We start from the raw sequence: 14008 nt of genomic DNA, 5'->3' as shown, positions 1-14008 counted from the left end.
TTATTCCCCAATATACAAGTATTCAGATCAGGAAATCAAAATAAATGATTTAAATCTCTGGACCACTGTAGCACTTCCAAAAAGAAGCGGCTGACACCTGTTCCAATCACAATGGTTAAAAACAAAATTAATATTTGCGCTTCTTTCGCTCTTCCTTTTTTGATGATTGGCTCAAAGTTAATGGTCATCATCAATCTCCAAGTCAAGTATATAAATAAAAGATGTGAGATCAGACTAATTATTGCCTGTTGGCCTAGTGAAAACATAAGAACCACCTTTATAAATTGCTATAAAAAAGATATTCAAAAAGTACATTAACAGCAACAGCGACACAGCGTTTCCTTCCTTGCTGAGCAACCGTTTACTTCCACACATTTCCATTGCCTTTAACAGCATCAAACATCTCTTCACTGCTATTCAAGCAGATATCCATCTGATTCAGTAATTTTTTGAATAGCACTAATAGATACTTTGCCATGGAAAAGAAAAAAAGTCAATCCATAAGAAGGGGTATGGAAAACTATTCGCTCCTCAATTACAAAAAACTGTGCATTCTTAACTACAAAGTACAGTACTTCAGACAAAAACGGAGTGGTGAATTAAAGTAAAACTTTCATCTGTATTTTTTCATATTCGACTGATTCTCACACAAGATTATGTCATCTAAAGTTTGAATACAAGCTGACATGTTGCTTACAAATGGGCCATCTTACATTAATATACACTAGCTGAAGTAGAAGGTAAGGCTTTATTTCCTCTGCCTCTGAAATAAATTTATCGCTGGCTAACTCTTTCTTCATATAGAAGACAGCTCTTCTACATTTCCCGGGAAATATCGACATTTCCTAAGACATATAATTGGCTTAGTTTAAAAAGACTTCAAAAAGCATAAAGTAAATCCTCGATTGGGGGGCATTTATCCTCCAATGATTGTTAGTATCGTGTTGGTATGACCTAAAACCCAATTACCAAATAGGACATTTAGGTGCTGGTATTTTTACAAGTGATTCAACTCCTAAAGTGGGAGTCTTACACCACCTTACATACGGGATATACGGTCATTATTAAGGGATAAATTTCCATTGTCAAAGTTACTATTGTAGTTTGCATTATATGGAGAGGATCCGCTTAATTCCCTATTAAGCTTATTAAGTCTCATCATTAAACACTAAAAGTACTACAAAATCCTTGTAAAGTTTCGCTGGAAAAATTTTTTTCTTTATATACGAACAAAGGCGCAGGGAGCCCGGTTAGCAACGAAGCAACTAAAGGTTTAGGAATCATGCTCCTGCAACAGGAGTATGCCGACCTCGGGCAGCAAGCCCGTTTTAAGTCAGCCTTCCTCTTAGCTACAACCGATGATGACTTATCGTACGACGATTCGTGAAGTCCCCTCGTTGCTGGCTCATGCCCCGGAAGTGGCTATTCCGTTATAACGGTATCCCAAAGCCAAAATTTTTATACTTTCTTATCTCTGAACAAAAGGGAATTTGTTCTATTCGAACATAAAAACGGATGATTTGAAGAAAATTAAAGTAATGATCTTGCTGAACTACCCTTTATATGTTGGTAAAATGTGAAGAAATTATCGTGTCCACTTGACAGACGTCGGTGCAAATTAATTATGAACTTTGAGTAAATTCCTTGTAACTTCGGCTACTTTCCATTTAACACCAAGCATAAGCCGTTGAATTTAACATATTAAGTTGAACCATAAATGAGCATTCCTCCTATTTTTCAAAAACGAATAAACTGAGATTCATAGTGGATTTCATCGGACACTCTGCAACCTGCCTTTAGATTTGAGCCGATGATATCTTGCCACAGGAAGAAATTTGAGAATTACTACTACTTGAACGCTAAAACTAGAGACATGTGTCACTTTTACAACCATTTATCCACAGCTAGAGAATATGATCATTTACCTAACCCAAAAAATCTCCTATAACTATTTGTTATAAGAGATTTTTTGTTTAACTGCCGACACTTAGTCGATTTATAGCTCTACGAAGAGCTAGTTCCGCTCTTAACGTATCAATGTCATCTTGTTTTGATTGGAGACGACGTTCAGCTCGTTCTTTTGCTCGTTGAGCTCGATCAATATCAATTTCTGATGGTTTTTCCGCAGATTGTGCTAAAATCGTCACCTTATCTGGGCGAACTTCCATAAAGCCACCATTAACCGCTAATTTGTCTACATGGTTTTCACGTTTCAAACGAACCACATTAATCGACAATGGAGCAACTAAAGGTATATGCCCAGGCAAAATACCTAACTCTCCACTTTCTGCTTTACAACTAACCATCTCATAATCATCTTCTAATACTGGACCGTCAGGAGTAACAACACTCACCGTTAGTGTTTTCAAAGCAACCCCTCCTTAGCTTGACATGAAGGCGGTCAATGAATCATTGCATTCATTAACCGTTCCAAATGATCAAGGTTGATTATCTGATTCCTTTCATGTCTCTTATTCCATGCCTTTTGCTTTTTCTACTACTTCCTCAATGCGTCCTACTAAACGGAAGGCGTCTTCTGGTAGATCATCATGCTTTCCATCTAGAATTTCCCTAAATCCTTTTACAGTCTCTTCTACAGGTACATAAGAACCTTTTTGACCTGTAAATTGTTCCGCAACGTGGAAGTTTTGTGATAGGAAGAACTGGATCCGACGTGCTCGTGCTACAACGAGCTTATCTTCATCACTTAATTCATCCATTCCTAAAATCGCAATAATATCTTGTAATTCACGGTAACGTTGCAATGTTTTTTGTACTTCAACAGCTACTTCATAATGCTCTTGTCCAACAACCTCAGGGTCTAGTGCACGTGAAGTTGATGCAAGTGGGTCTACCGCGGGATATATCCCTTGTTCCGATAAACCACGATCAAGGTTAGTTGTAGCATCTAAGTGGGCAAATGTTGTTGCTGGTGCAGGGTCAGTGTAGTCATCTGCCGGTACGTAAATGGCCTGTATCGATGTAACAGAACCTTTTTTCGTAGATGTAATACGTTCCTGCAATTGTCCCATTTCTGTTGCCAACGTTGGTTGATAACCAACGGCAGAAGGCATACGTCCTAACAAAGCAGATACCTCAGATCCTGCTTGGGTAAAACGGAAGATATTGTCGATAAATAACAATACATCTTGCCCCTGTTCATCACGGAAGTATTCTGCCATGGTTAATCCCGTTAATGCAACACGCATACGAGCCCCAGGCGGTTCGTTCATTTGCCCAAATACCATAGCTGTTTTGGCAATAACTCCAGAATCTTTCATTTCATAATACAGGTCGTTTCCTTCACGTGTACGTTCACCAACACCCGCAAACACCGAAATACCTCCATGCTCTTGGGCTATATTATTAATCAGTTCTTGAATAAGTACAGTTTTTCCAACACCGGCTCCACCGAATAGACCAATTTTACCACCTTTTACATAAGGCGCTAATAAGTCTACTACTTTAATCCCTGTTTCCAAAATTTCTGTTTCCGTTGTTAGATCTTCAAAATCTGGTGACTGTCGATGAATTGGATCGCGGCGCACATCTGCTCCCAAAGGTTCATCCAAATCAATATTGTCTCCAAGTACATTAAATACTCTACCCAATGTTACATCGCCAACTGGAACCGAAATCGGACTTCCTTTATCTTCAACTTCTAATCCACGTCTTAATCCATCTGTTGATGACATAGCAATAGTACGAACGCTATTATCACCTAAATGAAGCGCAACTTCTAAGGTGAGCTCTTTTAGTGTATCAGCTGAGTCATCCGCTATTTTAACAACAAGAGCGTTATTAATATCGGGAAGCTGTCCATCAGCGAATTTTACGTCAACGACAGGTCCCATTACTTGTGTAATACGTCCTTTGCTCATCGATTTCCCTCCTAACGTACTTTCCTGAAATCATCGAAGAAGTTATTCAAGCGCAGCTACTCCTCCACTAATTTCCGTTATTTCCTGTGTAATTGCAGCTTGACGCACACGGTTGTAAGTTAATGTTAACTTATCAATAAGCTCTCCAGCATTATCTGTAGCACTTTTCATTGCAGTCATACTAGCCGCGTGTTCACTTGCTTTCCCATCCAATAATGCACCGTAAATAAGGCTTTCTGCATATTGTGGTAAAAGCACGCCAAGAATTAGCTCTTCATTTGGTTCATATTCATATTCATCATGGAAGGAAGAAGTATTGGTATGCTCACCTAAATTGGTAATCGGCAACAGTTGGGTTGTCGTTACCTTTTGCGAGATTGCACTAACATAATGGTTATATATGATGTGCAGTTCATCAATTTCTTCATCCGCATATAATTGTACCGTTTCTGAGGCAATTTCTTTTATATCTGCAAAATCAGGCTGATCACCAATACCAATGATACTTTGGGCAATTGGAAGATCCATTTTTTTACAAAATTCATATCCCATACGCCCAATAGTTATGATGGTGTATTCATTTTTTGATTGATGGCGTTGCTGGATTTTTTGGTAGAGTGCTTTTAACACATTACTGTTGTAAGCGCCCACTAAACCTTTATCCGCTGTAATGACCATATAACCAGTCTTTTTAACTTCTCGCTTTTCTAACATCGGGTGGGACGTCTCTGTAGCAGAATTCGCAATATGGGCCATAACTTCTTGAATTTTTTTACTGTATGGTTCAAAAGCTTTTGTATTTTGCTCTGCTTTTGCCATTTTAGAAGCTGAAACCATTTGCATAGCAGAAGTAATTTTTCTTGTTTTCTTGGTAGAATTAATCCTACCCTTAATATCTCTTAGTGATGCCAAGCTCATTCACCGCCCTTTCTCATAAAAGGTTACGCGCTATGATACCTTATCCTTCAGATGGTAAAAATGTCTTTTTGAAAGCTTCAATCGCTTCATTCATTTCTGCCTCATCTGGTAATTTTCCTGTTTCACGAATGGACGTTAATAACTCTTTACGATTATTATCAAGCCATGTATTCATTTCTTCCTCAAAGCGAAGAATATCTTCAACAGCAACATCATCGAGGAATCCTTTTGTAAGTGCATAAAGACTCATAACCTGTTTTTCTACAGGCATTGGTTTATGCAAACCTTGCTTTAATATTTCAACTGTTCGTTGTCCACGATTTAATTTGGCTTGGGTTGCTTTATCGAGATCGGAACCAAATTGCGAGAATGCCTCCAATTCACGATAAGATGCAAGGTCTAAACGTAATGTACCTGCAACTTTTTTCATCGCCTTAATTTGTGCTGATCCACCAACACGCGAAACTGATAAACCAGCGTTAATCGCTGGGCGGACGCCAGAGAAAAATAGATCTGATTGTAAGAAAATTTGTCCGTCTGTAATGGAAATAACGTTTGTTGGTATATAGGCAGCAATATCACCAGCTTGTGTTTCAACAAATGGCAATGCAGTTAAAGAACCGCCACCTTTTGCATCACTTAGCTTTGCTGCGCGCTCCAATAAACGAGAGTGAATATAGAATACGTCACCTGGAAATGCTTCGCGACCAGGTGGACGACGTAAAAGTAATGAAAGCTCACGATAAGCTACTGCCTGCTTCGACAAATCGTCATAAACTACAAGCACGTGCTTGCCGTTATACATAAATTCTTCTCCCATAGCAACACCTGCATATGGGGCTAAGTATAATAATGGAGCAGGATCAGAAGCTCCAGCCGACACAACGATGGTATAATCTAATGCACCATGACGTCGGAAAGTTTCTACGGTACCTCTTACAGTAGAGTCTTTCTGACCAATCGCCACATAAATACAAATCATATCTTGATCTGCCTGGTTCAATATCGTGTCTACTGCCACTGTCGTTTTACCTGTTTGCCGGTCTCCGATAATTAACTCACGTTGTCCTCTACCAATCGGAACGAGCGCATCAATCGCTTTAATCCCTGTTTGTAATGGTTCATCAACTGATTTACGATCCATTACACCTGGTGCAGGCGATTCAATTGGACGTGTTTTCGTTGCTTCTATTGCACCCTTACCGTCCAATGGCTGGCCTAATGGATTTACCACACGACCAATTAATTCCTCTCCAACAGGTACTTGCATAATCCGTCCTGTACGACGAACTTCATCGCCTTCTTTTATCTCTGTGTAAGGACCTAAAATAACAATCCCTACATTACTTTCTTCCAGGTTTTGTGCTAAGCCCATGACACCATTTGAAAACTCAAGTAGTTCTCCGGCCATGGCGTTATCCAAGCCATGAGCTCGTGCAATACCGTCACCAATTTCAATTACTGTGCCGACATCGCTAACTTCAATGTCTGTATCAAATGTTTCAATTTGCTGTTTGATCAGACTGCTAATTTCTTCTGCTTTGATGCTCATACCATTTCACCCCTATCTTCATTTGTTTGCAGACACAATGTTTCGCTCTATTCGTTTTAGCATGCCACTAACGGAGCCGTCATAAATCGTATTTCCAACACGGATTTTCATACCGCCAATTAATGAAGGATCGACAACGTTGTTTAGTTCAATCGCTCTTTTAGCAAATCGCTTTGCAAAGCTAAGCTCCAATTGTCGGCACTCCTCCTCTGACAATGCTCGAACAGAATATACGGTTGCAGCTGCAATTCCCTTCGCATCATTTACTAACTGGATAAAATGATCAACAATTGCCGGAAGTAATTCAATCCGATGACGCTGGGCTAGTAACTGTAAAGTATTCATTACTTCCTTTTGCGCCTGTTGAAACACATCTTGCAAAAATTGTTGCTTCTTCGCATTACTTACACGGGGATGCACGAGGAATGTATAAAGATTTTTATTATCTTGAAACACTTTTTTTACTACTTTCATTTCTTGAGCTAGTACATCAAGTGTTCCATTTTCTTGACCAAGCTGGAAAAGAGCATCCGCATAACGCTTTGCTACCGTTTCATGACTCATAGCTCTTCTCCTACCTCTTTAATGTATTCATGAATAAGTTTCTCTTGATCTTTCTCATCAATCTCTTTTTCAATCACTTTGGTTGCAATCAATACAGATAATGAAGCAACTTTATCTTGTAATGCTTGTAATGCTTTCTCTTTTTCGTTTTGGATGTCAGCTTGTGCAGACTCTTTGAGCCGATTAGCTTCATCGCGGGCTATTCTAATTATTTCTTGCTCTTGTTTTTGCCCTGCTTCTTTGGCATCCTCAATAATTTTTTGCGCTTCCTGCTTCGTTTGCTTTAAGCGTTCATGAGCTTCTTTAGAAGCTTTTTCCGCATCCAGGCGGCTCTTTTCAGCTGCTTCTATCTCATTGGCTACATATTCTTCACGCTTTTGCATCATATTCATGACAGGGCCCCAGGCAAATTTCTTTACTAAGAATAGTAAAAGAAGGAAAAAGAATAATTGAACTGCCATATCGACTACTCTTAAGCCCCCAACACCGGCACCTACTGTTAATACATCGATGTATGAATACACTAATTTCACTCCTTTCGTGATCGGTAACATCTTCAAACTATTTCGTTAATAAATCCCATAAAGGAATGGCGAAGACTGTTAAACTAATCCTCGCCATCTTAAATTATGAAAGTTTACATAAAAATAGCCATAAATGCGATTACCGCTGCAATGATAGGAATCGCCTCAACTAGTGCTACTCCAACAAACATGGTACCTTGTAATGAACCTTTTAATTCTGGCTGGCGAGCAATCCCTTCAACTGTTTTACTAACAATCATTCCGTTACCAAAACCAGCTCCTAACGCTGCCAAACCAATTGCTATTGCTGCTGCTAAAGCTCCCATTCATATTTCCTCCTTTTATTATAAACCTTATATTCTTTATGTTTTTATTTAATGGTCGCTGCTCACTTTATGAGACAAATACACCATTGTTAACATCGTAAATACAAATGCTTGAATTCCTCCAATAAACAAACTGAATCCTTGCCACGCAAGCATTGGAACAGCTGCAAAAATGAAACCAAATGGAACACCCGTTGTCGCAAGCGTCACAAGTAATCCAAGCAGCACTTCTCCTGCATAAATATTACCAAAAAGTCGCAGACCTAACGTTAATGTGTTGGTAAATTCTTCAATAATTTTAAAAGGGAGCATAATAGGTGATGGGCTAACATACCCTTTCAAATAATGCTTCATCCCTCGAATTTTAATGCCATAAAAATGTGTTAAGAGAACAACCATACCTGATAGCGTTAATGTTAATGTTGCATCCGCCGTCGGTGATTTCCACCATAAATCATGACCAATTACTCCAACTGTGGCTACACCCAGCAAGTTACTTACTAAAATATACGTAATTAATGTTAGACCAAGCGGGAGGAATACTTTTCCGGTTTTCCAATCCATAGTGTCGCTAATAATCCCTTTTACGAATTCGACAATCCATTCCATAAAATTTTGTAAACCGGTTGGCTTCATTTGCAATTTGCGACTTGCAATAACACTAAGTATAAACACGATGGCAGAAGAAACAGCTACCATAAAAAGATTCGCCAAGTTGACGTCGAACCAGGAAATGCCAAACAGGTCCTCTGCTATTGGTGCAGTATGATTCACGTTACTCACCCCTCCTTCTTGTTCGATTGTTTAAAGTTACTTAGAGCAAAATCTATCATAATGACAAGATAGGATGTCATTAATCCAATAATCACAGCAATGATTTGAAAGTAGTCATCAAAACGAATGGCGATTAAGATCGCTAGAATGGCAGCCGCCATTCGTGATAGCGTTCCCAAGGTTCTTACCTTTTGATTGTTCGTGACTGCATCGCCAAACAACGCTACTTTCTTTTGGAGTAGATACAAGTTATAAAAGCTGATAGATGAGCCCAGTAACAAACCAAGAAAGATCTGTACATACGGCGTAAAGCCAGCTCCTATAACAAAAATTGCGAGAAGATAGAACATCCATTTCCGCTGTCGCGTAACCATTTTTTTGTAATCCGACATAATTCCCTCTTCCCTTGCCTATTACAGCATGTACATTCGTAAAACGCTATGCTTACATAGAAACAGCTTTACGCTCAAATTTAAGGAATTCGTATGTAAAAAAAGATCCATCTTCATAGTATACTATAATTTTTCTTCCTATACTATGAAGTTTATGTGAACAAATGAACAGGTGAATGATAGCCATAAATTAAACGCAATAAATGTTATGAAACTGCTACCATTCCACACTTAGCAAGTGTACATGAGCGACCCCTTAATGTCAATTGATTTCAAGCTTAAATTGCATGTTTTAGGATAATTATAAATGGTAAATTTTAGGATTTTTTGTCTTTACGGAACAAAAAATCCTACTCACTAGTATAGTGTATTTTTCGTGTCTAAGACGTGACAAATTTGTGAACAAAAGGAAATAATAGTCAGTTCCCATTTACACCTTGAGGTGGTACATAAATCATTGCTTCATAACTCGCTAAATCCCCAGTTTGAAGCGTTACGGAAATAACAGCATAATAATACCCTGATTTACCTACTGTCCGACGATTCATTTCCCCTTCGTTGACTCCTGCCTTGACATCCTTAAGTTCTAGCAATTGGCGGTCAAACAGAAGTGTATCTGGATGATACAAATCGACTTCCACTTTTTCCGCTGGTTCGGTCATATAAAAACGGTAGGTAAAGGTATCCGTTGATAAAGGCTGTAGTACAAATTCAAATCCCATTGCCTTTGGGTTATCCGCTGCTTGATTAACAAATAAATACGGCATATAGTACGCTGTATCTTTTTGTCGCATGGTGATCCAGCCTTGGTGCACGCCCTCCTCGATTTGCGGAGAAGTTATTTTTACTTCAAGCGACAGCTTCTGTTTCCTATGAGGAGCTACCGTGATTGCAGGTGGGAGGTTCCAGCTTATTCCAGGCTGTTTATACGGTTTATCAAAATAGTAGGTTTGAGGCTCATCTGTTTTATTTTCAATTACGATTTGTTCTGTTTTGGTTTCGCTATAAGAATTAACCAGCCCAAAAGTTAATTGCGGATCATCAATAATTGTTTTTGTTTCAATCGCTTCCTTTGGGCGAATAAGCCCCATACCTTGGATGGTCGGAGACAAAGGTTCTTGATCTGCTTCCATACGTAACGCCGTTGTTTTAATGGCCCCAAATATTTGCTGATTGGTCCACATAGGTCTTGCTTCTTTCATTAGAGCCACCACACCGCTTACATGGGGAGCAGCCATACTTGTTCCTTGTAAAGCTTGATACCCGCCCGGGACTGTGCTTATAATTTGTGTTCCAGGAGCAACTACATCCGGCTTAATATGCCAATTTACCGTAACTGGACCTCTTGAACTAAAATTGGCAATCGAAGGTGCTTTGCTTTCATAGTTTGTTTCTAAGCTCAGCTGTTCTTTATTTAACTTTTTTCGCAACCACTCCCCGTCCTTTTGGGATATGGAGGCAACTGGAATTTTAGGCGATTTTTCCCCAGATACATCTCCTTGTAAAGGTTGGTCTTGATTATTGGCGATAACGACTGCTTTCGCACCAGAAGCTTGCGCCTGCTGTACTTTTTCCATAAAAGGAATATCATCTCGTTGGTAAAGCGCAATTTTTCCATTCAAATCTTTCGTTTGCTTTGCAAAAGCAATGGGATAAAACGTATCAAGCTGCCATGGAGGAGAGCCGGTCATTTCCGTGATGGCAATTTTTTTATCCTCCCATCGTGCATATAAATAAGGGAGTTGTTGTTCGTGACTTGCAGCACCAACAGATAACGCTTGATTAGCAGTAGCAGGCGCCCCAACTGTCCAGCCGTCTGGCCCCGCATTCCCATTGGCTATCACAACAGCAACACCTAATTCAGCTGCTTTATTCACAGCTAAACTTGTTGGATAGTCTGGTCCATTAACTTGATTGCCTAAAGACAAGTTGATAATATCTACATCATCCTTTATCGCCTGCTCCATAGCAGCAATTACTTGGATCGATGTACCACTGCCTCCTGGACCTAACGCACGATAAGCGTATAATTCTGCGTCAGGAGCTACTCCTTTCATTTTTCCGTTGGCAGCAATAATACCAGCCACATGGGAGCCATGCAACGTCGCATTACCTTCTTCTGGTTTTGTTTCCATGGGATCATTATCTAAATCAACGACATCATATCCAGAACGATAATTTTTGCGTAAATCGGGATGATTATAATCCATTCCCGTATCAACAACACCAACCTTGACACCCTTTCCAGTATAGGTAGTGTTATTTAATTCAAACGGGAAAACAGCCTTTTGATGCTTTTGGTCCCATTTATTTCGATCCATGTTTGTCGTTTCATATTGCTGTACAGTATAAATATTTTTCACAAATTCTAATGATTCCATTCGTTGTAACTGCTCCGGGTTACCCTTGAGTGCAAGACCATTAAATAATGTTGTATAAACAGCTACTATTTCAATAGTCGGGTAATGGCTTTTTAAGAAAGCTTGAATTTCTTTTGGTTCCCCGTCTACTTCAACAATAATCGATTCCAGATTGCTATCATTATGGTTCCATTGCTCTGCTAAACTGATGTTGCTTATCGTAAGTAACATAACAAATATACTGCTGATTAAAAATATCTTTACACGCATACTATCCTCTCCTTAGGCTTTAGGATTTGAAGGAAGAGGAAAAATATACAAAAAAAAGGCTGCCAAATAAGTCTAGCAACCCCAACTCTTACATAGATTATTTATGAAAATAATCAACAATCACATCTGCAATTCTACGTGAAGCTTGTCCATCTCCATAAGGATTGGACGCTTTTGCCATTTTGTCATAGGATTGTTTGTTTGTTAGCAACTCATTTGCCAACTGATATATATTATCTTCATCTGTACCAGCTAATTTCAATGTTCCCGCCTCTATACCTTCTGGACGTTCTGTTGTGTCCCGTAAAACGAGCACAGGAACTCCAAGGGATGGTGCTTCTTCTTGAACTCCCCCAGAATCGGTCAAAATTAAATAAGCGCGAGAAGCAAAATTGTGGAAATCAACCACACCTAATGGTTCAATTAAATCAATTCGATCATCGTTCCCTAAAATTTCTTCAGCAGCTTGTTTAACGACAGGATTAAGATGAACCGGATATACAACATGAATATCCGCATGCGTTTCCACTAAACGTTTAATGGCTCTAAACATTTGTTGCATGTTATTACCGAGGTTCTCTCTTCGATGTGCGGTCATTAAAACTAGACGCTTTTCTCCTATACGTTCTAAAGTAGGACTGCTATATGAAGGATCAACCGTTGTTTTTAATGCGTCAATTGCTGTATTCCCAGTAACAGCAATACGATCCAGCGGTTTATTTTCCTGAACTAAATTTTGCTGGGATTTTTCTGTAGGTGCAAAATGTAAATCAGCCATGACACCAGTCAATTGGCGATTCATTTCTTCTGGATATGGAGAGTACTTATTCCATGTTCTTAGCCCTGCTTCCACATGGCCTACTGCAATTTGATTGTAATAGGCTGCAAGAGAAGCTGCAAACGTTGTCGTCGTATCCCCATGAACAAGCACCATATCTGGCTGCGTTTTTTTCATTACTTCATCTAAACCCTCTAATGCTCTTGTGGTGATTTGCGCTAACGTTTGTTGCTTTTTCATAATATTCAAGTCGTAATCAGGGGTTATAGAAAAAATTTCCAGAACTTGATCCAGCATTTCCCGATGCTGTGCTGTAACAGTGACAATGGATTCAAATTCCTCCGTACGCTTATTTAATTCCAGGACGAGGGGAGCCATTTTAATAGCTTCCGGCCGCGTACCAAAAATTGTCATTACTTTAATCCGTTTCAACGTCATGATATTTTCACTCCAGAATTTATGTCATTTTTCATCTATTGTATCGAAAAAAAAACCAAATTTCTATCTCTAATCCACATTCTTCCTTTATTTTGTTCCGAAAAGACGATCTCCTGCATCACCTAGGCCTGGAATAATATATCCTTTTTCATCTAGTTTCTCATCCAATGCTCCCAGATAAATATCTACATCTGGATGCTCTTGTTTAATGACTTCTACGCCTTCTGGTGCAGCAATTAAACACATTAGTCGAACATGCTTTGCACCTCTATTTTTTAATGAATGGATAGCATCATTTGCAGAGCCGCCCGTTGCAAGCATTGGATCGATAACAATTAATTCACGTTCGTGAATATCAGAAGGTAATTTTATATAATATTCCACAGGTTTCAATGTCTCGGGGTCACGATAAAGCCCTACATGACCAACCTTAGCTGCGGGGATTAAATCCAGCATTCCGTCTACCATACCTAATCCTGCACGAAGAATAGGCACCAAACCAATTTTTTTTCCAGCTAGTACACTTGCTTTTGTTTCCATTACTGGTGTTTCGATCGTTTTTTCCTGTAACGGAAGATCTCGTGTAATTTCAAATGCCATCAGCATGGAAACTTCATCCACCAGCTCACGAAACTCCTTTGTACCAGTGTTTTTATCTCTTATGTACGTTAGTTTATGCTGAATTAACGGGTGATCTAGTACGAAAACCTTTCCCATGTTGCCGTTCACTCCTTTAGTTTAGTTGCATCCTTAAAATTGTACTCAAAATCGGCTTCACATGCAAGTTATGCTAAAAGTTCTCCATTATTGGCGAAACCCGGCGAAATCCTGGCATATACGGAGTAGCTTCTACGAACAAAGGTGCAGAGCGCCCGTTTAGCAACGTAGCGACTGGAACGAAGCAACTAAAGTTTTAGGAATCATGCTCCTGCAACAGGAGTATGCCGACGCCTGAGCGGCAAGTCCGTTTTTAGTCGGCCTTCCTCTTAACCACGAACCAATGATGACTTATCGTAGGAAGTCGCCTAGTTGCTGGGTGCTGGAGCCGGACGTGGCTAAGTAACTTAGTAAGTTTATCCACAGCTGCAAAATTTTATAATTTCCCACTAGCGTTGCATAAACTTTTTATTTCAAAGTCAAGCGAAAGTATATTATTCCAAAATTATGAATAATAGGAGTTTTCACTACAAAAATCCATAAAAAAACCTTATAATAAGGGAATGGTAGTCCT

13 protein-coding genes are annotated in these 14008 nt (G+C 39.3%); all 13 read right to left on the bottom strand.

From position 1 onward, the window contains the following. Positions 1-35: 35 nt before the first annotated feature. On the bottom strand, positions 36-266 hold the full coding sequence (locus D1839_RS04605) for a DUF1146 family protein (protein ID WP_050350978.1): 231 nt from the start codon (positions 264-266) through the stop codon (positions 36-38). A gap of 1707 nt (positions 267-1973) precedes the next feature. Beyond that, a complete protein-coding gene (locus tag D1839_RS04600) occupies positions 1974-2369 on the bottom strand; it encodes a F0F1 ATP synthase subunit epsilon (protein WP_120378869.1) in 396 nt (131 codons plus the stop codon). Positions 2370-2471: 102 nt separating this feature from the next. Next, positions 2472-3881, bottom strand: a complete 1410-nt coding sequence (gene atpD, locus D1839_RS04595) for a F0F1 ATP synthase subunit beta (RefSeq protein ID WP_120378868.1) — start codon at positions 3879-3881, stop codon at positions 2472-2474. 42 nt (positions 3882-3923) lie between these two features. Next, the gene (gene atpG / locus D1839_RS04590; RefSeq protein ID WP_120379021.1) at positions 3924-4793 is read right to left on the bottom strand and encodes an ATP synthase F1 subunit gamma; all 870 of its coding nucleotides are present in this window, start codon (positions 4791-4793) and stop codon (positions 3924-3926) included. A 46-nt stretch (positions 4794-4839) separates the two neighbouring features. Continuing rightward, positions 4840-6351, bottom strand: coding sequence for a F0F1 ATP synthase subunit alpha (gene atpA / locus D1839_RS04585; RefSeq protein WP_120378867.1), 1512 nt, complete (start codon positions 6349-6351; stop codon positions 4840-4842). An 18-nt stretch (positions 6352-6369) separates the two neighbouring features. Beyond that, positions 6370-6915: a F0F1 ATP synthase subunit delta gene (locus D1839_RS04580; protein ID WP_120378866.1), complete on the bottom strand. Its 546-nt coding sequence runs from the start codon at positions 6913-6915 to the stop codon at positions 6370-6372. Next, positions 6912-7439: a F0F1 ATP synthase subunit B gene (gene atpF, locus D1839_RS04575; protein ID WP_120378865.1), complete on the bottom strand. Its 528-nt coding sequence runs from the start codon at positions 7437-7439 to the stop codon at positions 6912-6914. The genes D1839_RS04580 and atpF overlap by 4 nt, the downstream gene beginning before the upstream one ends. Positions 7440-7552: 113 nt before the next feature. Next, positions 7553-7765 (bottom strand): F0F1 ATP synthase subunit C, encoded by a 213-nt coding sequence (gene atpE, locus D1839_RS04570; RefSeq protein ID WP_050350970.1) that lies wholly within the window; start codon positions 7763-7765, stop codon positions 7553-7555. 48 nt (positions 7766-7813) lie between these two features. Next, complete coding sequence (gene atpB, locus D1839_RS04565) at positions 7814-8539, bottom strand: F0F1 ATP synthase subunit A (RefSeq protein WP_120378864.1); 726 nt, start codon at positions 8537-8539, stop codon at positions 7814-7816. Between the two features lie 5 nt (positions 8540-8544). After that, entirely contained in the window at positions 8545-8931 is a 387-nt protein-coding gene (locus tag D1839_RS04560) for an ATP synthase subunit I (protein WP_120378863.1), read from the bottom strand. Positions 8932-9350: 419 nt separating this feature from the next. Beyond that, positions 9351-11561, bottom strand: coding sequence for a S8 family serine peptidase (locus tag D1839_RS04555; protein WP_199689965.1), 2211 nt, complete (start codon positions 11559-11561; stop codon positions 9351-9353). Between the two features lie 97 nt (positions 11562-11658). Next, a complete protein-coding gene (gene wecB / locus D1839_RS04550) occupies positions 11659-12771 on the bottom strand; it encodes a non-hydrolyzing UDP-N-acetylglucosamine 2-epimerase (protein WP_442970605.1) in 1113 nt (370 codons plus the stop codon). 93 nt (positions 12772-12864) lie between these two features. Beyond that, positions 12865-13494 (bottom strand): uracil phosphoribosyltransferase, encoded by a 630-nt coding sequence (upp, locus tag D1839_RS04545; RefSeq protein ID WP_120378861.1) that lies wholly within the window; start codon positions 13492-13494, stop codon positions 12865-12867. Between the last annotated feature and the right edge of the window lie 514 nt (positions 13495-14008).

It is taken from the genome of Roseburia sp. 1XD42-34 (assembly GCF_009917385.1).
In the GTDB taxonomy this organism is placed as follows: Bacteria; Bacillota; Bacilli; order Bacillales; family Amphibacillaceae; genus Virgibacillus.
The sequence above is the reverse complement of the archived record's forward strand: the minus strand, read 5'-3'. Positions and strand labels throughout refer to the sequence as shown.